Genomic DNA, 21,013 nt, shown 5'->3' on the forward strand with positions numbered 1-21,013 from the left:
TCATGAGTGCACCTTGACGATAACTTCGATCTCGACGGTCATGCGGTTCGGCAGGGAGCCCATGCCGACGGCCGAACGGGCATGTCGGCCGCGGTCGCCGAGGACGGCGACGAACAGATCCGAGCAACCATTGATGACCTTGGGATGATCGGAGAACTCGGGCACGGCATTGACCATGCCCAGCAGCTTGACCACCTCGACCTTGTCGAGCGAGCCGGCGGCCTTCTTCATCGCTGCTAGCAGGCCGAGGCCCGTGTGCCTGGCATGCTCGTAGGCCTGCTCGACCGTGACGTCGGCGCCGACCTTGCCGGTCGGATAGGTACCATCGGCCCGCCTCGGCCCCTGGCCGGAGAGATAGACCATGTCGCCGACCTGCTTGAAGCTGACATAGGTGGCGACCGGCGTCGGCATGGCCGGCAGGGTCAGACCCAGCTCCTTCAGCCTGTCTTCGGGGCTCATGGCGTTTCTCTCCTCAAATCCTGCCGGCATCTCGGGCGCCGGCCCGTCCTGTCAGTCGTTCAGTTCGCGGCGCATGTAGCGGGCCGCATCGTCATAGCTCGCGAGCTTGCGATCAAGCGCAGGGTCATGCACCTCGCGAAAGCCCTGCCGCCGCCAGAAGCCGGTCGAGTCGTTGACCGCGACGAGCGCGAGGCTCGTATGGCCGGCCGCGGCGGCATGGCGGGCGATCGCGGTGACGATCGCGACCGCCGCTCCGCTGCCCCGCCCGGCCGGCAGCAGCGCAAGGTCGTGGATATACCAGTTGGCGACGCCGTCCGGGATTCGGCCGAGCCGGGAATTCAGAGCCGGAACCGTATCCGCTGGCCAGGGATGGCTGACGAGATAGCCTTGAAGTGCCCCGCCACTTGCCGCGAGCACATGGCAGCCCTCGGGTGCCAGGCGCAAACGCTCGACGAAGATGGCCTCATCCTCGGGATAGTCCGGGTGCACGACGGCCGCGATCGCCATCACGGCCGGCATGTCGGCGGGCGCCATGCAGCGCCAGCCCGTTTCGTGTGACATGAAAACCTACGCCGCGACCTTCGGGAACTTGCCGGTGCGCTTCGGGTGCCACCACTTGCCCTTGAGCACAACACCTTCGGAGACGATCTTGCGGTCGCCCATCAGGTGCTCGCCGACGACGTCGACATAGTCGAACTTGCCTTCCTTGACGGTGAGGATCGTTGCGTCGCCGAGCGAGCCGACCTTGAGCGAGCCGTATTCCGGACGCTTCAGCGCCATGGCGGCATTCACGGTCGAGGCGGCGATGACGTTGTTCAGGCTCATGCCCATGCAGAGGAACTTCGACATGGTGGTGACCTGGTCATAGGCCGGGCCGTCGATGCAGAGCTTGTGCACATCGGACGAGATCACGTCAGGTTCGAAGCCGTTGGCGAGCATCGCGCGGGTGGTCTTGAACGAGAACGAGCCCTTGCCGTGGCCGATGTCGAAGATGACGCCGCGCTTGCGGGCGGCCAGCACCTCCGGCTTCACCGTGCCCTGAGCCGTCGAAGGCGCGTTCGGGAAGGGACGAAAAGCGTGAGTCAGCACGTCGCCCGGCCGCAGCATGCCGATGACTTCCTCATAGGACGGCGGCGGATGGTCGATATGGCACATCAGCGGCATGCCGACCTCGTTGGCGACCTGCAGCGCGATGTTGAGCGGCACGGTGCCGGAATTTCCGGAAGCATGCAGGCCGACGCGGACCTTGATCCCGACGATGTAGTCGCGGTTCTCGTCCGCGACCCTGGCGCAGTCGATCGGGTTCATCAGGCGCAGGTCGCCGCTCTCGCCCACCATGACGCGATGGTCGAAGCCGTAGATGCCGGCATGCGAGACGTGGAGATAGGCGAGGATGCGCGCCTGGCTCGGCTCGATGACATGCTTGCGGAATCCGGCCCAGTTGCCGGGACCGGCCGAGCCGGTATCGACCGAGGTGGTGACGCCGGAGACGCGGCAGAACTCGTCGGCATCGATGCCGAGCGAGGTACCGCCCCAATAGACATGGGTATGCAGGTCGATCAGACCGGGCGAGACGATGTAACCGGAGACGTCGCGGATCTCCTTGGCGCCCTTCAGGTCCTTGCCGAAGCCGGAGACCTTGCCGTTCGTGAAGGCGACATCGAGGATGCCGTCATGCTTCTGGGAGGGGTCGATGACGCGACCGCCCTTCAGGATGAGATCATGGGTCATTATGTGTCCTCTGGAGGCTGATCAAACCGGGGAGACGGCGCCCTTGCGCTCGACGATCAGGCCATAGGCCTGGGGCTCGCGATGCCTGGCGAAATTGAAGGTCGAGGCCTTGTAGCTCTTGCCGAGATCCATGTCGCAGCGGGCGATGACGAGCTCGTCATCCTCCGTCACAGCCTGGGCCACGACCTCGCCGGTCGGCGCGATGATGCAGGAGCCGCCGATCTGGTCGACGCCGGCCTCCAGCCCCGCCTTGGCCACGCCGACGACCCAGGTGGCGTTCTGGTAAGCGCCGGCCTGCATCACGAGCTGGTTGTGGAAGTTGCCGAGCCGATCATGGTCCGGAGCCGGCGGGTTGTGCTTGGGCGTATTGTAGCCGAGCACGATCAGTTCGACATCCTGCAGGCCCATCGAGCGATAACTCTCCGGCCAGCGGCGGTCGTTGCAGATCATCATGCCGATATTGGCGTCCATCGTCCGCCAGACCGGCCAGCCGAGCTCTCCGGTCTCGAAATAGCGCTTCTCCAGGTTCTGGAAGGACGCGGCGGGGCGGTGCTCGGGATGGCCCGGCAAGTGGATCTTGCGATACTTGCCGACGATCGAGCCCGATTTGTCGACGAGGATCGCGGTGTTGAAGCGGCGCTTGCGGCCCTGCTCGAAGGCAAGCTCGCAATAACCGAGATGGAAGCCGACGCCGAGGCGCTTGCTTTCCTCGAAGAGCGGCGCAGTCTCGTTCGAGGGCATCGCACTCTCGAAATGGCTGTCGATCTCGGCTTCGTCGTCGATCCACCAATGCGGGAAGAAGGCGGTGAGCGCGGCTTCCGGATAAACAACGAGATCGGCGCCGTGACTTTTCGCCTGCCGCATCAGCTCGACCATGCGGGCGACGGCCGAAACCCGGCTCTCGTCGCGCTGGATCGGACCGAGCTGGGCGGCGGCGACGGTGAGGATGCGGGTCACGTCATAAGCTCCGGATGAGGATCGCCGTGTAAGGCAAGGCTTCGATGTGCCGGGCCGGCGCGTCAAGCGCCGGCAATGCAGGGCGTGGGTTGTCCCAGTTGCGGGGCAGGCTCTCAGAGCGATTGCTTCTCAGAGGGTCTTGGCGAGCCTCGGATCGAGCGAGTCTCGCAGCCCGTCGCCGAGCAGGTTGACCGCGAGCACGGTGATCGAGAGGAAGACCGCCGGGAACAGGATGATGTGCGGCCGGACCTGCCAGAGTGCCCTGCCCTCGGCCATGATATTGCCCCAGGACGGCGTCGCCGGTGGCACGCCGGCGCCGATGAAGGACAGGATCGCCTCGACGATCATGGCGCTGGCGCAGATATAGGTCGCCTGCACGCTCATCGGCGCGAAGGTGTTGGGCAGGATGTGCCGGAAGATGATGCGCGGCACCCGCGCACCATTGGCGACGGCCGCCTCGACATAAGGCTGCTCGCGCAGGGAGAGCACGACACCGCGTACGAGCCGGGCCACGCGCGGAATCTCGGCGATGGTGATGGCGATGATGACATTCTGAATCGATCCGCGGGTCAGCGCCATCAGGGCGATGGCGAGCAGGATCGGCGGGATCGACATCATGCCGTCGATGATGCGCATGATCACGCCGTCGGCCCAGCGGATGAAGCCGGCGAAAAGGCCGATCGCCAATCCGATGACCGAGGACAGGACTGCCACGCTGAAGCCAACGAGCAGCGAGACGCGGGCGCCGTAGATCACGCGCGAATAGACGTCGCGGCCGAGCATGTCGGTGCCGAACCAGTAGAGCTCGGAGGGGACGCGGGTGCGGCGGGACGGCGCGATCGCGGTCGGGTCGGTGGTCCAGAGCAGCGGCGCGAAAATGCCGATCAGCGCCATCAGGATGAGGAGACCACCGCCGACGGCAACGGAAGGATGCCGGCGCAGATAGCGGCGGAAGCGTGCGGCGCGGCCGGGTTCGGCCTTCACCGGTTCAGCGGCAGTTGCCGCAACGGTCGATGGAGCGGTCAATAGCGTATCCTCGGGTCGACGAGGGTGTAGGTCAGGTCGATCAGCAGATTCACGAGCACGTAGACCAGGCTGAACATCAGCACGACGCCCTGGATGACGGGGTAATCGCGGCGCAGGATCGCATCGACGGTGAGCCGGCCGAGGCCGGGAATGGCGAAGACGCTCTCGGTGACGACGGCACCGCCGATCAGCAGCGCGATGCCGATGCCGATGATGGTCACGATCGGTACGGCTGCGTTCTTGAGGGAATGCAGGAAGAGCACGTCCTTCTGCGCCACGCCCTTGGCCTGGGCGGTGCGGACGTAATCCTGCTGGAGCACCTCGAGCATGGTGGCGCGGGTGATGCGGGCGATCAACGCGATATAGACCAGGCCCAGCGTGACGGCCGGCAGGATGAGGTTGCGGAGCCAGGGCCAGAAGCCCTGCGAGAACGGCGTGTAGCCCTGCACCGGCAGCCAGTCGAGCTTCAGCGCGAATACCCAGGCGAGCAGATAACCGACGACGAAGACCGGCACGGAGAAGCCGAGCACGGCGAAGCCCATCGCCGCCTTGTCGACCCAGCTTCCCGCCTTCCAGGCCGCGACCACGCCCATCGGCACGGCGACCACGACGGCAAAGATCAGCGTCAGCACCATCAGGGACAGCGTCGGCTCGATGCGCTGCGCGATGAGCTGCGTCACCGGCAGGTTGGTGAAGATCGAGGTGCCGAGATCGCCCTGGATCACGCGGAACGACCATTCGGCGAAACGAACCAGATAAGGCCGGTCCAGGCCGAGGCTGGCGCGGATGCGCTCGACATCGGCGGGGGACGCCTGGTCACCGGCGATGATGGCGGCGGGATCGCCGGGCGCGACATAGAGCAACGAAAAGACGAACAGCGCCACGAAAGCCATCACGGGGATGGTCGTGACGATGCGCCTGACGACAAAAGCGAGCATGGGGCCGTCGGACCTCGTTCACAGCGTATCCGGAGGTCGCGGCCGGGATTTCTTCCGGGTCGCGACGAAGCGAGGCAGCGGAGCCCGCGGGCTCCGGAAAGGCGGAGCGGCGTCGCCGCTCCGCGAGAGCGATCAGGCCTTCCCGACGTCCCAGAAGAACGGCAGCGGTCCGCTAACCACGCCGGTGACGTTCTTCCGCCAGGCCTGATAGCCTAGGTAGAAGCCCGTCGGCGCAAAGACGACATTTTCGACGGCGGCCTTGTTGAGGCGGGCCATCGCCGCTTTCTCCTCGGCCAGGTCCTTGGCGTTGAACCAGTTGGTGACCTCGGTCTCGACAGCCGGGACATCGGGCCAGCCGAACCAGGCCTTGTCACCATTGGCGCGGATTGCGGTGTAGGCCGCCGGATTGATGCAGTCGGCGCCGGCATGCCAGGTGTGGAACATGCTCCAGCCGCCCTGGCCCGGAGGCGTCTTCTGGGCGCGGCGAGAGCCGACCGTGCCCCAGTCGGTCGCGACGAAATCGACATTCATGCCGATGCTCTTGAGCAGCGCGGCGGTGACGTCGCCCATCGACTTCGTCGCCGCCATGTCCTGTGCGACGACGCAGACTACCGGCTCGCCCTTGTAGCCGGCTTCGGCGAGGAGCTTCTTGGCCTCGGCGACATTGCGCTTCTTCAGGATGTCGCCGCCTTCCTCGGTGTAGAGCGGCGTGCCCGGGGTGAAGAAGCCGGGCAGCGGCTTCCAGAGCTTTTCGTCGTCGCCGACGACGGCGCGCATATAGTCTTCCTGGTTCAGTGCCGTCAGAACGGCCTGGCGAACCTTCAGGTTGTTGAAGGGCGGGAACAGGTGGTTCATGCGGAAGGCGCCGACATTGCCGAGCGGGTCGCCGATGTCGACATTGATGTCCTTGTGGCCCTTCAGCACCGGCACGAGGTCGGCGAGCGGGGTCTCCCACCAATCGACCTCACCGTTCTGGAGCGCGGCGGCGGCCGTCGCCGCATCGGGCATGATCACCCATTCGACCCGGTCGACGAGGATGTTCTTGCCGCCGGCGAGCCAGTCCGCCTTCTCGGAGCGAGGCTTGTAGTCGGCGAATTTCTCGAACACTGCCTTGGCGCCCGGCACCCAGTCGCTGCGCAGGAACTTCATCGGGCCAGAGCCGATATATTCGGTGATCTGCGTGAACGGATCGGTCCTGGCGATGCGCTCGGGCATCACGAAGGAACAGGGCGCGTTGTTCTTGGCCAGTGCCAGCAACATCTTCGGGAAGGGCTGCTTCAGCGACCATTTCCACGTCAGCTCGTCGACAGGCGCGAGCTCGACCTGGATGGCGCGCAGCATCAACCCCATCGGATCGCGCGCCGACCAGCGCACCAGGCTTGCAACCACGTCCTTGGACGTGACGGACGTGCCGTCATGGAACTTGAGGCCGGAACGCAGCTTGAAGGTCCAGTTCAGGCCGTCGGAGGAGACCTCCTCGCTCTCGACCATCTGGCGCTGCGGCTGGAATTTCGAGTCGATGCCGTAGAGCGTGTCCCAGACCAGCGCCGCGGCGTTGCGGACGACGTATTGCGTCCCCCAGATCGGGTCGAAATTGGCGAGATTGGCCTGCGGTACGAAGCGTAGGGTCTTGCTCGGACTTTGCGCGAGGGCCGGCATCGCGAGCCCTCCGGTCGCGGCAGCCATGCCGGCGCCCGTCGCGGATTTCAGAAATGTCCTGCGATCCATCTTGCTCTCCCCTAAAGCGGCGCCTCTGAGCGGGCTGCCTTGGCGCGAGTTTGAGCAGAAAAATTCCGCCTGACAACACACCGCACCTCCCGGTCGAGGCTGCCGCACCGCTTGCACGGTTCGTGCCAGCCGGAACTTTCGGGCGGGGAACCCGCTGTTTCAGCTCCCGGACGCGCTCTTTTCGGCTCGTTCCGGGAAACGCGAAAAAATCCGCGGCTAGATCGGCGTGACAGGCTCGTCCACCCGAGCAAACGGGCGAGCCTGCTCGAAGGCCGCCGCCGCCCGGAGCACGAGTGCGTCCTTGCCGAAGGCGCCGACGATCTGGAGGCCGGCCGGCAGACCCGCCCTGGTCAAGCCGCAGGGCACCGAGACAGCCGGCTGCTCGGTGATGTTGAAGGGGTAGGTGAAGGGCGTCCAGCGCGTCCAGTCATCGCCATAGGCGCCGTGCTCGGGCGTGTCGCGCCCGACCGCGAAAGCCGGCAGCGGCAGGGTCGGCGTCAGCAACAGGTCGTATTGCTGGTGGAACTGCGCCATGCGGTAGGCCAGTGCATTGCGCTGGTTCAGGAGCGCATCGACATAGGCGGAGGCCGGGATGCGCTCCCCCTGCTCCGCCACCGCCACGAGGCCAGGGTCCATCTGTTTGCGGCCGGCGGCGTCGGTGTTCTTCAACGCCAGCGCGGCACCGGATGACCAAAGAGTCATCAAAATCCCGATCGGATCATCGAAGCCGGGATCGACCTCTTCCACCGCCGCGCCAAGCTCGGTGAAGACCTGCGCCGCTGCGGCCGTCAGAGCCGCGATCTCGGGATCGACCGTCACGCTCTGGCCAAGGCGCGGGGACCAGGCGACGCGCAGCCCCCTCATGCTGCCCCTGAGCCCGTCGACGTAGTCCGGCGGACGATCCTGCAGCGCGGTCATGTCGCGTGCATCGGGCTGGCCTATCACCTTCATGGCGAGCGCCGTATCCATGACGGTGCGGGTGAGCGGCCCGAGATGGGCGAGGAAGCCCATGACCGAGATCGGCCAGGCCGGGACGCGGCCATAGCTCGGCTTCAGGCCGACGACGCCCGTGAAGGCCGCGGGGATACGGATCGAACCCGCCCCGTCAGTCCCCATATGCAGGCAGCCGAGATTGAGCGCGGCACAGACAGCCGCGCCCGACGACGAGCCTCCCGGCCCCGTGCCGGTGCTCCAGGGATTGCGGGTGATCCCGGTCAACGGGGAGTCGCCGACGCCCTTCCAGCCGTATTCCGGCATGGTGGTCTTGCCGAGAAAGACCGTGCCTGCCTCACGCAGCCGTGCCGTGATAGGGGAATCCTCGGCGCTTGGCTCGGCGGAAGCGATGGCCGAGCCGCGCTGCATCGACCAGCCGGCGACGCCGAGATTGTCCTTGATCGTGACGGGCACGCCGTCGAGCGGACCAATCGCCTCGCCTTTCAGCCAGCGCCCCTGCGAGGCCTCTGCCATGGCCAGCGTCACCGCCTCGTCGCGGACGGCGAAGGCGTTGACCGTAGGTTCGAAGCGCTCGATGCGGGCGAGCGTGTCCCTCGCGACCTCGACCGGGGAGAGTTGCTTGCTGGCATAGAGCGGGCCGAGCTCGGCGGCGGAAAGCGAGGCGATCGTCGTCATGCGGAGAGACCTCTCAGGCGTTGGCGACGCGCCAGGCGGTGGTGAGCAGGATATTGGCGCCGGCGACCATGTCGTCGTCGGTGCTGAACTCCGCCGGATTGTGCGAGAGCCCGCCGACCGAGGGAATGAACACCATCGCCGTCGGGCAGAGCCGCGCCATCATCTGGGCATCGTGACCGGCACCGGAGATCATGCGGCGGATCGGCAAGCCGAACTCGCCGGCGCTGCGCTCGACTTCGGCGATGATCTCCTCGGCGAAGGGCGTCGCCGGGAAGCGAGCGAGATCGCGGAAGGAGATCTCGATGCCATCGCGCTCGGCCAATTCGGCGCAGAAGCGGCGCACCGCTTCCTCGGCCTGGGCAAGCGGCGCATCGAGCGGGTTGCGCAGGTCGAGCGTCATCACCACGGTCTCCGGCACGACATTGACGTTGCCAGGCTGCACCCGGATCACGCCGCTGTTGGCGAGCTGGTTGGGAATGGTCCTGGTCAATTCGTTGGCGAAGATGTTGATGCGGGCAGCGGCGAGGCCGGGATCCTTGCGATAGGCCATCGGCGTCGTGCCGGCATGGCTCGGGCGGCCCTTGAGCGTGAGTTCCAGCCAGCAGATACCCTGGATGCCCGTGACGGCGCCAAGCCCGCCGCCCTCGTTCTCGAGCACCGGCCCCTGTTCGATATGCATCTCGATATAGGCATGCGCCGGCAGGAAGCCCGGCTTCTCTGCGCCCTCGTAGCCGATGCGCTTCAATTCGGCGCCGAGCCCGATCCCATCGGAATCGACTTCCGCGTGTGCCGCCTCGACGCTCATGCCACCGGCCCAGACATAGGAGCCGAGCATGTCGGGGTGGAAGCGCGCGCCCTCCTCGTTGGTGAAGGCGATCACCGCCATGTCGCGCTTCGGCGTCAGGCCGGCGTCGCGGAGCGCCGCGAGAACCTCGACGCCGGCGACGACGCCGAGCGCTCCGTCAAAGCGCCCGCCCGTACCGACCGTGTCGATATGCGAGCCCATGATGACGGCCGGGCCGCTCTCCTGCCCCTTGAGGACGCCGACGATATTGCCGATGGCATCGACGCGGATATCGAGCCCGAGCCCCTTCATCTGGCCGACCAGCCAATCGCGCCCCTGCCTGTCCTCGTCGGTCAGGGCGAGGCGGCGGCAGCCGCCTTCCGGCGTCGCACCGATCTTCGAAAGCTCGGCAAGGCGCGAGGTCAGCCTCGCGCCATCGATCCTCAGATTGGTGCTCATCGGTTCAGGCTCTCCAGCAGTGTTCGAGGCAAGATGCAGACCACGACCGGACTTGTCGACCCGCGTCCAGCGCATCGGCTCCGGACGGTGAAGCGCGCAGCGGCGACTGTTTCGATGCATCGATCGGCGGTAGAAGCGGCGCCCCATGTCCGAGATCGCAGAATCCCGCCCGCATCATTCCTGGCTCGCGGAAGCCCGCGCCATGCTGGCCCTGAGCTGGCCGATGGTGCTGACCAATGTCGCGCAGACCGCGATGACGGCGACCGATGTCATCATGATGGGCCATCTCGGCCCGGATGCACTGGCGGCCGGTGCGCTCGGCACCAATCTCTACAATGCCTCGCTGATCTTCGGCATCGGCGCAATGGGCGCGGTCTCGCCGATGATCGCGATCGAACTGGGCCGCAACCGGCATGCGGTGCGCGATCTGCGCCGCACGGTCCGGCAGGGTTTCTGGGCCGCAGCCACCATGGTCGGGCCGATGTGGCTGTTCCTCTGGCAGGCCGAGTTCATTCTCACCGCGATGGGGCAGGACCCTGCCCTGTCCAGAGCGGCGGCCTCCTATATCCACACGCTGCAATGGGGCCTGCTGCCCTTCTTCCTCTATCTGTGCCTGCGCGGCTTCGTCGCCGCCCTGCAGCGGCCGCGCTGGGCCTTCATCGTGGTGCTGTTCGCGGTGGCGTTCAACGCCTTCGCCAACTGGTGTCTGATGTTCGGGCGGCTCGGCTTCCCGGCACTCGGCCTGCCGGGCTCCGGCATGGCGACAGCACTATCCTCGACCCTGATGTTCTTCGGCCTCGCGCTCGTCGTCTCGCTCGACCGGCGCTTCCGGCGCTACCAGCTCTTCGGCCGCTTCTGGGTGCCGGACTGGCCGCGCTACCGCGCTTTCTGGCGCATGGGCCTGCCGATCTCGCTGACACTCTCCTTCGAATCGCTGATCTTCTACGGCGCCGCCTTCATGATGGGGCTGATCGGAACGACCGCGCTCGCGGCCCACGCCATCGCGATCCAGATCGCTTCGCTCGCCTTCATGGTGCCGCTCGGCATCGGCCAGGCCGGGACCGTGCGGGTCGGTCGCGCCTTCGGCTCCGGCGACAAGGAGGGCATCCGGCGGGCCGGCACGATGGCGCTGATCCTGGCGCTGAGCTTCATGAGCTTCACGGCGCTCCTGATGGCGACCGTGCCGCACTGGCTGATCGCCCCCTTCCTCGACCGGTCGAAGCCCGGTGCGGAAGCTGTCGCCCAGATCGCCGTGATCTTCCTGTTCTATGGTGCGATCTTCCAGATCGCGGACGGGGCGCAGGTCATCGGCTCGTCGATCCTGCGCGGGCTGGGCGATACCCGCCTTCCGATGCTCTTCGCCGGCATCGGCTATTGGGGCGTCGGCCTGCCGCTTTCCGCGGCCTTGGGTTTCTTGACGCCGCTTGCCGGCCGGGGCATCTGGATGGGGCTCGTGATCGGGCTTTCCCTCGTCGCCGTGATGATGCTCTGGCGCTGGCGGGCCCGCGAAAGGCTGGGGCTGCTCAAATGGGGGCTCCGGGAAGCGGTCTGAGCCATCGGGCCGGATTTCCGGCAAGCGCACCGCCTGTTGCCGAACGGCCACAGCGTTGCACGGACACAATTTGGCCATCTCCTGTTCACCCCGAGGCCATCTCGGCAACCTTGAACGAAGGTCAGCAACGGCGCATGGAACCACCGCGCCGCCCAGCCGTTCATTCATGCCCGTAACGCCGAGTTGTCCGTCGATGTCCTCCGTCCGTCCGTCTCCCCCCCTCGCCCGGCCGACCCGCCGCATGTTTGCGGCCCTCAGCCCCCTTTTCCTCGCTGCCTGCGTCAGCCAGCGCCAGCAGCCGATCGAGGTCGCCGCGCATCAGGGTCCGCATATCAGCGCCGAATATCTGGCGATGTATGGCGAACGCCCGGATGAGCAGCATCCGCTGCCCGCGACGGATCTCTCCGAGGTCGAACCGCAGTTCCTGCGCCGCATCGTCTCCTACCCGACCCGCGAGCAGCCCGGCACGATCGTCGTCGATACCGACAACCGCTATCTCTATCTCGTGATGGAAGGCGGCCGGGCCGTGCGCTACGGCATCGGCGTCGGCAAGCAGGGCATGTCCTGGCGGGGCCGGGCAACCGTCGCCCGCAAAGCGCAGTGGCCGCGCTGGACCCCGACCCCGGCCATGATCGCCCGCGAGCCGGAACGGAATCGTCCCTGGGCCGGCGGCATGGCCGGTGGCATCGAGAACCCACTGGGCGCCCGCGCGCTCTATCTCTACCAGGGTGGCCGCGACACGCTGTACCGCATTCACGGCACCTCCGAGCCGTGGTCGATCGGCAAGTCGGTGTCGTCAGGCTGCATCCGCCTGTTCAACCAGGACATCATCGACCTCTACGGCCGCGTCCCGACCGGCACGACGGTCGTTGTGCTCAACCGCGGCACCCTGCAGGCGCCGTCCGAAATCGACGAGATGCCGCCGCCGGACGACGATTTCGGCAGCATCTGACGCCAGGCGGCCGACGGTTGCCGCATCGGTCCTTCTCAAACAGGAATCGGTTTTTCGGTGCGAAGGGGCCGCACCGCCGCCTTGATACCGTCACAGGCCGATCCCACTTCTCGTTGCGCGGCGCAACCGCACCGCGCAACGAGAGGAGATGACGATGACGCCGCAGGAACGCGACGTGATCGCCGGGATTTTCGACCGCCTTCGGCAGGCGGCCAATCAGCCCCGCGACCCCGAGGCTGAGAATTTCATTGCGGAACGCCTGCGCGAGCAGCCCTATGCGCCCTACGCCATGGCCCAGGCGGTTTATGTACAGGAGCAGGCGCTCGCCAACCTGAACCAGCAGGTCGAGACCCTGCAGGCGCAATTGCGTGAGGCGCAGAGCCGCGCCAGCGAGGCGGCACAGCCGCAGGCGGGCGGCTTCCTGTCCGGCATTTTTGGTGGTGGATCGGTGCCGCGCACCGGCTCGGTTCCGCCCGTGCCGCCGCGCAACGATGCCGCCGCGCCTTCCGGCGTCTGGAACACGCAGCCGCAGGCGCAGGGCGCTCCCGGCCAGGCCATGCCTATGCAGGCGCAGGGCCAGCCCGGCCCGTGGATCAATCAGCCGCAGCAGCAGTCCCGTGGCGGCGGCTTCATGGCAAGCGCGCTGACCACCGCGGCGGGTGTCGCCGGCGGCATGATGCTGGGAAATGTGCTGACCAACGCCTTCGGCGGCAGCAAGCCAGCGGCTCAGACCGCAAGCGACACCGGTTCGAGCTCCAGCCCAAGTTCAGCGGCCCCGCAACAGGCAGCCGATCAAAGCGCCGGTGCCCAGCCTGCGGCCGACCAGACCGCTCAGGATGGCGGCTACGGCCAGGGCTATGACGGCGAGGCCAATTACCAGAGCGCTGGCTATGACGATGCCGATCCCGGCTTCGACGATGGTGGTGGGGACGACGATAGCTGGGTCTGACGGCGCGCGTCGCCTCGGACTGACCAAGATATGAAAAGCGGCGGCCCGCGATGCGCGGCCGCCGTTTTTCATGGTGGTCGATCCGGCTTTCGCCTCAGATCACCAGCACCCTCGCGCCGACGCGGACGCGTTCGTAGAGGTCGGTGACGTCGTCATTGGTCATGCGGATACAGCCTGACGACACCGCCTGCCCGATCGTGTTCGGCTCGTTGGTGCCGTGGATGCGGTAGAGCGTCGAGCCGAGATACATGGCGCGCGCGCCCATCGGGTTGTCGGGACCGCCGGCCATGAAGCGCGGCAGGTCGGGGCGGCGCTTCAGCATCTCGGCCGGGGGCGTCCAGCTCGGCCATTCCGCCTTGCGGGTGATGGTCTTCATGCCGGCCCAGGAGAAGCCCGGCCGTCCGACGCCGATACCGTAGCGCATGGCGCGGCCGCCCGGCTGCACCAGGAAGAGGAAGCGCTGCGGCGTGTCGATGATGATCGTGCCCGGCTTGTGCGGGCCATCATAGGCCACTTCCTGCTTACGGAAACGCGGATCGACGATTTGCTGGATGCCCTGCTGCGGCTCGACCGGCTCGCCGAGCGCCGCCATCCGGCGGCTGGCGCGCGGCGGGCGGGCCGCCTCGAACGGATCGACCTCATAGCCGCTCTGCGGCAGCATGCGCTGGCCATAGGCATAGCCGCCGGGGCGATTGTAGACAGCGCCGCTGCGCCCGTGAGGCGTCGGATCGCGGCCGGTCATCAGCATCTCGATGAAGCCCCCGCCATAGTTGCCGCGCCCGCCGCCGCCCGCCATGGGGTCGTTCGGGGCGGCATAGCCGTGATTCTGGCGGTAGCCCTGCGCAAAGCCCGGCCCGGCCATGGCGAGGGCTCCGGCTGCTGCGAGGAGTGGGAGGACAATCTTTCGACGCATGACGCAATACTCTCGACATCGACTGCCGGAAGCCTGCGGCGTGCCCTGAAAGGAATGGTGAATCGTTGACTCTCAGGCGCGGAAACCGGCCTTACCCCAAGCAATTCGCAAAATTAACCTTAGCAGGCGGTCAAGCGACAGGGTGAAGGAACCCTTGCCGTCTCACCGGCGTGCCGAGCGCCGGGCGAGCCAGCGCAACTTCAAACCGGTGCGCCAGCGGCCAACATCGCAGGTCAGGATCACCCCCGCATAAACCAGCCCTCCAAGCCCGATCTGAAGCGGCAGCTCCAGCGCCGCCGGCAGCGCGTCGCGCAGCAGCCAGAGCGTAAGCCCCATCGCGGCACCGGCAGCAAGGATGCACATGATCTCCCGCAGCGGCGGCAGGACCGGCAGTGCACGCAGGGCGAATACGGCCATGACCAGCAAGGCGCACAGATAGGCGGCGCTCTGCGCCACCGAAACCGTCACCGGGGCCAACGCTCCCGGCAAAGCGAGGATGATCGCGAGATTGACCGCAAGCCCCACCAGCGAAGCGAGGATCGCGACGAGCGTGCGCTTCGCCAGCAGAAAGACCGGCGCGAGACCGGCCTGAAACAGCGCTATCGCCGCAAAGCCCGGCAGCAGCAACGCCATATGGCCGGCGAAATGGCCGCGGAAGCTCGCGGGAACGAAAAGTCGCTCGAAGGACGGCAGAACCAGCCAGAAGCCAAGCGCAACCGGCAGCACGCAGGCGACCACAACGACCATGTTGCGGGCGATGCGCTTCTGCGCGGCCACGCGCCCTCGCGTCTCGTCGAGGCGGATGACCTCACGCAGCAGCACGATCTCCAGCATCGAGGCCAGTACCGGGAAGAGCCTGAGGCCGATATCGGAAGCCAGCGAGAAATAGCCTGCCTCGGCGAAACCATGGCTCTCAGCCAGGATGGCACGGTTGAGGAGCGGGATTGCGGCATAGACCGCGTTGCTCGCGACCAGAGGCAGCGCGTAGCGCGCGAAACTGCGCATCAGGTCCGTCCGCAACGCTCCCGGTGCCGGTTTCCCATCGGCCAGTCGCCGGCGGTTGGCCAGAACTGCGGCGACCGCGCTGAGCACACCGCCAAGCAGGACGATGGTCGGGTCACGGGTCAACCAGGCACCGAAGACCATCAGCAGCAGGGCCGCGATGCTTCGGACAAGCACGAGCCGGGCATAGGCGGCATCGAGGAAACGGGCGCGGGCTATGGCCGCGTGGTAGTCGAACCAGCCTGCGGCGATGCCGCCAGCGACCGACACCATCAGCAACACAGCCGGGAGCCCGGCATCGATACCTGCGAGCAGTGCAGCCGCAAGGAGCGCGCAAAGCGACAGGGTGACGCCGAGGAAGAGCAGGTCGAGTGTCGCCCGGATACCGGGATCGCTCTCGCGAGTTCCGAGAGAGTAGAAGCGGACGACGGAAAGCTTCAGCCAGTCGAGCAGCGCCGTGTTGATGAGCACGACGGCAGCGGCGCCGATGGCGTAAAGCCCGAAGGCCTCCGGGCCGAGGAACAGGGCGACGAGCAGCCCAAGGACGAAATTCAGCCCGGCATTGACGATGAAGGGCAGAAGAACGGTCATCGTGCCTTCGCAATCGGTCCGATCTTCATGGGGCCTGGGTCAAAGCGCGCGACTCGATCGAACTGCACCGCAATCCGGGTAACCGGACGGGGCAGGTTTTCCAAGGGGAAGTTGTGGGGCCGAGCCAGCCGTCGGCCCTGCCGAACGGCACCGCCCGACGTCGCTTATGCATCTGTACTGCGGCAGGTTTTGGCTCTAAGGCAAGCGTCATGACGCCATCCATCCGCCTCGCCCGCGACGACGATTCCGGCCCGCTCTCTGCCCTCATCTCCGCAAGCTTCGCGGAATATCCGGGCTGCCTCTTCGTGCCGGAGGAGTTTCCGGAGCTTCGCCGGCCCGCGACAGCTTTTACGGCGAAGAGCGGCATACTCTGGATTGCCGACGGGTTAGATGGCCGCATCGCAGGCTCGCTCGGCGTCGCGCCCGTTCCCGAACAGAATGCCGTCGAGCTCACCAAGGTCTATGTCGACGGCGCCTTACGGGGTTCCGGCCTGGCGCAGGCCCTCTTCGCCAAGGCGCTCGACTTTGCGGAGCGCGGCGGGTTCTCCGAGATCATGCTGTGGTCCGATTCGCGTTTCGCGCGCGGCCATCGTTTCTACGAGAAGCTCGGCTTCGCGCGCTGGCCGGGCGAGCGCTATCTGGGCGATGTCTCGGAAAGCTGGGAATATCATTTCCGAAAGCGGCTTCGCGACGGCCCGTGACCCTTTCCGTCGCCTTCCGGGCCGCCCTCGGCATTGCCCTGCTCACCGCCATGGATGCGGTTATCAAAGGCCAGATGCAGCAGCACCCCTTCATCGTGGCGCTGTTCATGCGCTTCGTGATGGGCGGCATCTGCGCACTCGTCGTGCTCGCCGTCGCCCGCCCGCCCCGCCCGACGCAAGCGAGCCTGATCGGCAACCTGGCGCGGATTCCGCTGGTCGTGCTCACCGCCGGCAGCTTCTTCTATTCCGTTTCGGTGCTGCCGCTGGCGGAGGCCCTGACCCTTTCCTTCCTGGCGCCGGTTTTCGTGGCCCTGCTCGGCGGGCTCCTGCTCAAGGAGAAGATCGACAAGCGCATCCTTCAGGCGCTCGGTTTCGGGATCGCCGGCATGCTTGTGATGGTCTGGCCCCGCCTGCAGGGCCATGTCAGCGGCGCCGGTCTCGGGGTTGCCGCCGCACTGTTCTCGGCAGTGAGCTACGCCTTCAACCTGATCCTGCTTCGGCGCATCGCGCTCAGGGAACATCCGGCCGTCATCGTCGCCTTCCAGAATGTCGGGCCGGCGCTCTGCCTCGCCATTCCGGCCGCCCTCGCGTTCGTGCCGATGACGCCGACGGATTGCGCAGCCTATCTCTTCGCCGGAGCGCTCGGCGTCGCGGGCCATCTGACGCTGACCTCGGCCTATGCCAGAGCCGCCGCCTCGCGCCTGGCGCCGATCGACTATACGGCGCTGATCTGGGCAAGCCTGCTCGGCTTCCTCGTATTCGGCGAGGTGCCGCTCTATACGACCTATGCCGGTGCCCTGCTGATCGTCGCCGGCGCGGCCGCGGTCAGCCGGCGCTGACACCGCTCTTGCCGCGATAGGTCAGGGCAAGCGCGATGCAATGGTCGAGCGCCTCCAACGGAACCGCATCGTTGAGGCGGAACACCAGAGCTCGCTCGCCATCCACCCGCAGGATGCCCGGATAGAGCTGCCGGAACGTGCCCGCCAAGCTGGTCTGACAATGAACGTAGAGCGCATAGGCGTCGCATTCGCCCCGCATCGGGCCAAGGCGGATCGTCGTGCCGATGCGCGGCCTCTCAGGGTTTCGGCGATGGCACCGATGGCGGGCGTTGCTGCCGCAACCTCAAAGATGCGCTGGCGCAGCGCGAGCAACGGATTCTGGAGCGGCGCCGGGAAGGAACGGTATCGCGCCGCGACATCCGGGGCCTGGAATGGAACGAACGGCATCTGGCAGCTCCCGCAACGATACTCGCCCCATCGCGCAGCCGCATCAAGCCGAACAGCGCCCCTCAGCCTTCCGCGCGCTTGCCCGGCAGGATCAGGCAGGTCTCGGTGCCATGCGCGAGCAATTTGCCGCGGGCATCGACGAGGCGCCCCTCCGTCGTCACCACCGTATTGCCACGGTGGATCAGCTTGCCCTCGCAGCGCACCACGCCGCTTTCCGGCATGACCGGGCGGACATAGTTCAGCTTCATCTCCAGCGTGGTGTAACCCTCGCCCGGCCGCAGCGTCGCGTGCGCGGCGCAGGCCATGGCGGAATCGAGGATGGTCGCTGTCCAGCCGCCATGGATCGTGCCGAGCGGGTTGAAGAAACGCGGCGAGGGGCGCCCCACGAACACCACCCTGCCCTCGTCCGCCTCGGCCAGTTCGAAATCCATGGCATCGGCGAAGGGCGGCGCCGGGTTGGTGCCGGCGATGATCCCGCGCAGGAAGCTCAAGCCATCGCCCGCGACCAGTTCCTCGCGAGACACCACTCCAACCGCGCGCTTCATGTCGATCCCCATTCGTGTATCTGCACGATATGAAAGGAATTGGGAACGCGTCAACCGGCGCGAGGAGGCGAACCTTCAACCCTGCGCCATCCCGGACGCAGTGAAGCGGAGATCCGGGGTGACCGCTGAAAGGCACGAATTCGACTTCGGGAACCCGGCTTCAGCGTTGGCGTTCGCCGCGCGCGGCACGGCGCAGGGCCTTGAGGCCGTCCCGGGTTTCGCGCCAGCGCTCTTCACCGAAGCCGCCCTCGATCTTGTCCTGCGCAGCACGCCAATAGGGGATCGCGACCTCTATCGCAGCCCTGCCCTTCTCCGTCACCGCATAGACCGAGGCCCTGCCGCGGCACTCGACCGGTTCGACCATGCCTTCCACCGCCAGAAGCTGGAGATTGCGTGTCAGCGAGGTCCGCTCCAGAGCGAAGCGTTCCGCCAGTTCCGTGACGGATTTCCACTGCCCGGTGCTGAGCGCCGAAAGGAGCACGAACTGGGTGATCTTGAGGCCGCTCGGCCGCATCGCCTCGTCATAGGCCCGCGTCACCGCCCGCGCCGTCATGCGGACATGCAGTGCAACGCAGGAACGGGCGATGGCGTCGAGGCGCGGATCGGGCGAGGGCGTCGTCATTCGGCCATGTTAGCGTGTTCAAGCGCTGGTGCCAGCAGGCCCGAAGCGACCTGCGACACTGCATCCGCCAGCGTTCACTTTATCGCGGAGTGCTTCCTTGACTCTCCGCACCCTCGCGCCTATCTCCCCGCCATCTGTTAGCACTCCCTCCAGGAGACTGCTAACAGCTTCCCCCGGGAGCCCTTCAGCGGCACCCGAACCGAATAAGACCGAGAGGAAGACAGAACCATGAAGTTCCGTCCGTTGCATGACCGCGTCGTGGTCCGCCGCCTTGACAGCGAAGAGAAGACCAAGGGCGGCATCATCATCCCCGAGACCGCCAAGGAAAAGCCCCAGGAGGGCGAGGTCGTCGCCGTGGGTCCCGGCGCGCGTGACGAAGCCGGCAAGCTCGTTGCCCTCGACGTCAAGAAGGGCGACCGCGTCCTGTTCGGCAAGTGGTCGGGCACCGAGGTGAAGATCGATGGTCAGGACCTCCTGATCATGAAGGAATCCGACATCATGGGCGTCGTCGGCTGATAGCCGCCTGACCGCTTCGTTACCTTTTCAGTTCCAGTCCAAGGAGTAGCTCTCATGGCTGCCAAAGACGTCAAATTCGGCACCGATGCCCGCGACAAGATGCTGCGCGGCGTGGATATCCTCGCCAACGCCGTGAAGGTCACGCTGGGCCCGAAGGGCCGTAACGTCGTGATCGAGAAGTCGTTCGGCGCTCCGCGCATCACCAAGGACGGCGTCACCGTCGCCAAGGAGATCGAGCTTGCCGACAAGTTCGAGAACATGGGCGCCCAGATGGTCCGCGAAGTCGCTTCGCGCCAGAACGACCATGCCGGCGACGGCACCACGACCGCCACGGTTCTCGCCCAGGCGATCGTCCGGGAAGGCGCCAAGTCGGTTGCGGCCGGCATGAACCCGATGGACCTGAAGCGCGGCATCGATCTCGCCGTGGACGCCATCGTCGCCGACCTCAAGAAGAACTCCAAGAAGGTCACGTCCAACGCGGAAGTCGCGCAGGTCGGCACCATCTCGGCGAACGGTGACGAGTCGGTCGGCAAGATGATCTCGACCGCCATGCAGAAGGTCGGCAACGAGGGTGTCATCACCGTCGAGGAAGCCAAGACCGCCGAGACCGAACTCGACGTCGTCGAGGGCATGCAGTTCGACCGCGGCTATCTCTCGCCGTACTTCATCACCAACTCGGAGAAGATGGTCGCCGAGCTGGAAGACCCCTACATCCTGATCTTCGAGAAGAAGCTGTCCTCGCTTCAGGCGATGCTCCCGATCCTCGAGGCCGTGGTGCAGACCGGCAAGCCGCTGCTCATCATCGCCGAGGACGTCGAGGGCGAGGCCCTGGCCACGCTCGTCGTCAACAAGCTCCGTGGCGGCCTGAAGGTCGCGGCCGTCAAGGCTCCGGGCTTCGGCGATCGCCGCAAGGCCATGCTCGAGGACATCTCGATCCTGACCGCCGGCCAGATGATCTCGGAAGATCTCGGCATCAAGCTCGAGACGGTGACGCTCAACATGCTCGGCCGCGCCAAGAAGGTGCGCATCGAGAAGGAGAACACCACGATCATCGACGGCGCCGGCAAGAAGAAGGACATCGAGGCTCGCGTCGGCCAGATCAAGGCCCAGATCGAAGAGACCACCTCGGACTACGACCGTGAGAAGCTCCAGGAGCGTCTGGCCAAGCTCGCCGGCGGCGTCGCGGTCATCCGCGTCGGCGGCGCGACCGAGGTCGAGGTCAAGGAGAAGAAGGATCGCGTCGACGACGCGCTGAACGCGACCCGCGCTGCGGTCGAGGAAGGCATTCTTCCGGGTGGTGGCGTTGCGCTCCTGCGCGCCCTGTCCTCGGTGAAGGGCCTCAAGACCCAGAACGACGACCAGAAGACCGGCGTCGAGATCGTCCGCAAGGCGATCGCTGCCCCGGCCCGCCAGATCGTCGACAACGCCGGCGATGACGGCGCGGTCGTGGTCGGCAAGCTGCTCGAGGCGAAGGAATACGCCTGGGGCTACAACGCCCAGACCGGCGAGTACGGTGACCTGGTCAAGGCCGGCATCATCGACCCGACCAAGGTCGTGCGTACGGCGATCCAGGATGCGGCTTCGATCGCGGGCCTGCTGATCACCACCGAGGCGATGGTTGCCGAGCAGCCGAAGAAGGACGCCCCGATGCCCCCGATGGGCGGCGGCGGCATGGGCGGCATGGACTTCTGATCCATCGCTCCCAGCGAGAAGACAGGAAGGCCCGGCGCAAG

General features: G+C 66.4%; 21 protein-coding genes. 7 read left to right on the forward strand and 14 right to left on the reverse strand.

Annotated features, from left to right (window positions below):
- The 9 genes from J0I42_RS01950 to J0I42_RS01990 form a co-directional block, all read right to left on the reverse strand.
- Entirely contained in the window at positions 1 to 459 is a 459-nt protein-coding gene (locus J0I42_RS01950) for a RidA family protein (RefSeq protein ID WP_291652248.1), read from the reverse strand.
- A 51-nt stretch (positions 460 to 510) separates the two neighbouring features.
- On the reverse strand, positions 511 to 1,020 hold the full coding sequence (locus J0I42_RS01955; protein ID WP_291652249.1) for a GNAT family N-acetyltransferase: 510 nt from the start codon (positions 1,018 to 1,020) through the stop codon (positions 511 to 513).
- A gap of 6 nt (positions 1,021 to 1,026) precedes the next feature.
- A complete protein-coding gene (locus J0I42_RS01960) occupies positions 1,027 to 2,190 on the reverse strand; it encodes an amidohydrolase/deacetylase family metallohydrolase (protein ID WP_291652250.1) in 1,164 nt (387 codons plus the stop codon).
- Positions 2,191 to 2,211: 21 nt separating this feature from the next.
- The gene (locus J0I42_RS01965; RefSeq protein ID WP_291652251.1) at positions 2,212 to 3,147 is read right to left on the reverse strand and encodes an N-carbamoyl-D-amino-acid hydrolase; all 936 of its coding nucleotides are present in this window, start codon (positions 3,145 to 3,147) and stop codon (positions 2,212 to 2,214) included.
- Positions 3,148 to 3,276: 129 nt separating this feature from the next.
- Positions 3,277 to 4,131, reverse strand: coding sequence for an ABC transporter permease (locus tag J0I42_RS01970; protein WP_291652667.1), 855 nt, complete (start codon positions 4,129 to 4,131; stop codon positions 3,277 to 3,279).
- 38 nt (positions 4,132 to 4,169) lie between these two features.
- Complete coding sequence (locus J0I42_RS01975) at positions 4,170 to 5,111, reverse strand: ABC transporter permease (protein ID WP_291652252.1); 942 nt, start codon at positions 5,109 to 5,111, stop codon at positions 4,170 to 4,172.
- 132 nt (positions 5,112 to 5,243) lie between these two features.
- The gene (locus J0I42_RS01980; protein ID WP_291652253.1) at positions 5,244 to 6,839 is read right to left on the reverse strand and encodes an ABC transporter substrate-binding protein; all 1,596 of its coding nucleotides are present in this window, start codon (positions 6,837 to 6,839) and stop codon (positions 5,244 to 5,246) included.
- A 216-nt stretch (positions 6,840 to 7,055) separates the two neighbouring features.
- The gene (locus J0I42_RS01985) at positions 7,056 to 8,468 is read right to left on the reverse strand and encodes an amidase (protein WP_291652254.1); all 1,413 of its coding nucleotides are present in this window, start codon (positions 8,466 to 8,468) and stop codon (positions 7,056 to 7,058) included.
- 13 nt (positions 8,469 to 8,481) lie between these two features.
- Entirely contained in the window at positions 8,482 to 9,711 is a 1,230-nt protein-coding gene (locus tag J0I42_RS01990) for a M20 family metallo-hydrolase (protein ID WP_291652255.1), read from the reverse strand.
- 145 nt (positions 9,712 to 9,856) lie between these two features.
- On the opposite strand from J0I42_RS01990, the gene J0I42_RS01995 reads away from it, so the two are divergent.
- From J0I42_RS01995 to J0I42_RS02005, 3 genes are all read left to right on the forward strand, one after another.
- Positions 9,857 to 11,263 (forward strand): MATE family efflux transporter, encoded by a 1,407-nt coding sequence (locus J0I42_RS01995; RefSeq protein ID WP_291652256.1) that lies wholly within the window; start codon positions 9,857 to 9,859, stop codon positions 11,261 to 11,263.
- 241 nt (positions 11,264 to 11,504) lie between these two features.
- Positions 11,505 to 12,215 (forward strand): L,D-transpeptidase, encoded by a 711-nt coding sequence (locus J0I42_RS02000; RefSeq protein WP_291652257.1) that lies wholly within the window; start codon positions 11,505 to 11,507, stop codon positions 12,213 to 12,215.
- Positions 12,216 to 12,369: 154 nt separating this feature from the next.
- The gene (locus J0I42_RS02005; RefSeq protein ID WP_291652258.1) at positions 12,370 to 13,164 is read left to right on the forward strand and encodes a DUF2076 domain-containing protein; all 795 of its coding nucleotides are present in this window, start codon (positions 12,370 to 12,372) and stop codon (positions 13,162 to 13,164) included.
- A 94-nt stretch (positions 13,165 to 13,258) separates the two neighbouring features.
- Here the strand turns inward: J0I42_RS02005 and J0I42_RS02010 are convergent, their stop codons facing one another.
- Both J0I42_RS02010 and J0I42_RS02015 read right to left on the reverse strand, forming a co-directional pair.
- On the reverse strand, positions 13,259 to 14,077 hold the full coding sequence (locus J0I42_RS02010) for a L,D-transpeptidase (RefSeq protein WP_291652259.1): 819 nt from the start codon (positions 14,075 to 14,077) through the stop codon (positions 13,259 to 13,261).
- A gap of 162 nt (positions 14,078 to 14,239) precedes the next feature.
- Entirely contained in the window at positions 14,240 to 15,670 is a 1,431-nt protein-coding gene (locus J0I42_RS02015) for a polysaccharide biosynthesis protein (protein WP_291652260.1), read from the reverse strand.
- Positions 15,671 to 15,879: 209 nt separating this feature from the next.
- On the opposite strand from J0I42_RS02015, the gene J0I42_RS02020 reads away from it, so the two are divergent.
- Both J0I42_RS02020 and J0I42_RS02025 read left to right on the forward strand, forming a co-directional pair.
- On the forward strand, positions 15,880 to 16,371 hold the full coding sequence (locus tag J0I42_RS02020; RefSeq protein ID WP_291652261.1) for a GNAT family N-acetyltransferase: 492 nt from the start codon (positions 15,880 to 15,882) through the stop codon (positions 16,369 to 16,371).
- Entirely contained in the window at positions 16,368 to 17,210 is an 843-nt protein-coding gene (locus J0I42_RS02025) for a DMT family transporter (protein ID WP_291652262.1), read from the forward strand. The genes J0I42_RS02020 and J0I42_RS02025 overlap by 4 nt, the downstream gene beginning before the upstream one ends.
- Here the strand turns inward: J0I42_RS02025 and J0I42_RS02030 are convergent.
- The 3 genes from J0I42_RS02030 to J0I42_RS02040 form a co-directional block, all read right to left on the reverse strand.
- Positions 17,197 to 17,409, reverse strand: coding sequence for a hypothetical protein (locus J0I42_RS02030; RefSeq protein ID WP_291652263.1), 213 nt, complete (start codon positions 17,407 to 17,409; stop codon positions 17,197 to 17,199). The two genes, J0I42_RS02025 and J0I42_RS02030, sit on opposite strands and share 14 nt — an antisense overlap.
- Before the next feature lie 250 nt (positions 17,410 to 17,659).
- Positions 17,660 to 18,142, reverse strand: coding sequence for a PaaI family thioesterase (locus tag J0I42_RS02035; protein WP_291652264.1), 483 nt, complete (start codon positions 18,140 to 18,142; stop codon positions 17,660 to 17,662).
- 160 nt (positions 18,143 to 18,302) lie between these two features.
- A complete protein-coding gene (locus J0I42_RS02040) occupies positions 18,303 to 18,764 on the reverse strand; it encodes a MarR family winged helix-turn-helix transcriptional regulator (protein WP_291652265.1) in 462 nt (153 codons plus the stop codon).
- Positions 18,765 to 18,992: 228 nt separating this feature from the next.
- Here J0I42_RS02040 and groES point away from each other — a divergent pair, with 228 nt between their 5' ends.
- Positions 18,993 to 19,280, forward strand: coding sequence for a co-chaperone GroES (gene groES / locus J0I42_RS02045; RefSeq protein ID WP_291652266.1), 288 nt, complete (start codon positions 18,993 to 18,995; stop codon positions 19,278 to 19,280).
- A gap of 54 nt (positions 19,281 to 19,334) precedes the next feature.
- A complete protein-coding gene (groL, locus tag J0I42_RS02050; protein WP_291652267.1) occupies positions 19,335 to 20,972 on the forward strand; it encodes a chaperonin GroEL in 1,638 nt (545 codons plus the stop codon).
- The last annotated feature ends 41 nt before the right edge of the window (positions 20,973 to 21,013 follow it).

It is taken from the genome of Allobosea sp. (genome assembly GCF_017308015.1).
In the GTDB taxonomy this organism is placed as follows: domain Bacteria; phylum Pseudomonadota; class Alphaproteobacteria; order Rhizobiales; family Beijerinckiaceae; genus Allobosea.

Coding starts and splice junctions, on each gene's coding strand:
- J0I42_RS02015 (WP_291652260.1), bottom strand. CDS start 15,670: ATGACCGTTCTTCTGCCCTTCATCGTCAATGCCGGGCTGAATTTCGTC.
- J0I42_RS02035 (WP_291652264.1), bottom strand. CDS start 18,142: ATGAAGCGCGCGGTTGGAGTGGTGTCTCGCGAGGAACTGGTCGCGGGC.
- groES (WP_291652266.1), top strand. CDS start 18,993: ATGAAGTTCCGTCCGTTGCATGACCGCGTCGTGGTCCGCCGCCTTGAC.
- J0I42_RS01990 (WP_291652255.1), bottom strand. CDS start 9,711: ATGAGCACCAATCTGAGGATCGATGGCGCGAGGCTGACCTCGCGCCTT.
- J0I42_RS01960 (WP_291652250.1), bottom strand. CDS start 2,190: ATGACCCATGATCTCATCCTGAAGGGCGGTCGCGTCATCGACCCCTCC.
- J0I42_RS02000 (WP_291652257.1), top strand. CDS start 11,505: ATGTTTGCGGCCCTCAGCCCCCTTTTCCTCGCTGCCTGCGTCAGCCAG.
- J0I42_RS02030 (WP_291652263.1), bottom strand. CDS start 17,409: ATGCGGGGCGAATGCGACGCCTATGCGCTCTACGTTCATTGTCAGACC.
- J0I42_RS02010 (WP_291652259.1), bottom strand. CDS start 14,077: ATGCGTCGAAAGATTGTCCTCCCACTCCTCGCAGCAGCCGGAGCCCTC.
- J0I42_RS01955 (WP_291652249.1), bottom strand. CDS start 1,020: ATGTCACACGAAACGGGCTGGCGCTGCATGGCGCCCGCCGACATGCCG.
- J0I42_RS02020 (WP_291652261.1), top strand. CDS start 15,880: ATGACGCCATCCATCCGCCTCGCCCGCGACGACGATTCCGGCCCGCTC.
- J0I42_RS02005 (WP_291652258.1), top strand. CDS start 12,370: ATGACGCCGCAGGAACGCGACGTGATCGCCGGGATTTTCGACCGCCTT.
- J0I42_RS01980 (WP_291652253.1), bottom strand. CDS start 6,839: ATGGATCGCAGGACATTTCTGAAATCCGCGACGGGCGCCGGCATGGCT.
- J0I42_RS01985 (WP_291652254.1), bottom strand. CDS start 8,468: ATGACGACGATCGCCTCGCTTTCCGCCGCCGAGCTCGGCCCGCTCTAT.
- J0I42_RS01950 (WP_291652248.1), bottom strand. CDS start 459: ATGAGCCCCGAAGACAGGCTGAAGGAGCTGGGTCTGACCCTGCCGGCC.
- J0I42_RS01995 (WP_291652256.1), top strand. CDS start 9,857: ATGTCCGAGATCGCAGAATCCCGCCCGCATCATTCCTGGCTCGCGGAA.
- J0I42_RS01975 (WP_291652252.1), bottom strand. CDS start 5,111: ATGCTCGCTTTTGTCGTCAGGCGCATCGTCACGACCATCCCCGTGATG.
- J0I42_RS02040 (WP_291652265.1), bottom strand. CDS start 18,764: ATGACGACGCCCTCGCCCGATCCGCGCCTCGACGCCATCGCCCGTTCC.
- groL (WP_291652267.1), top strand. CDS start 19,335: ATGGCTGCCAAAGACGTCAAATTCGGCACCGATGCCCGCGACAAGATG.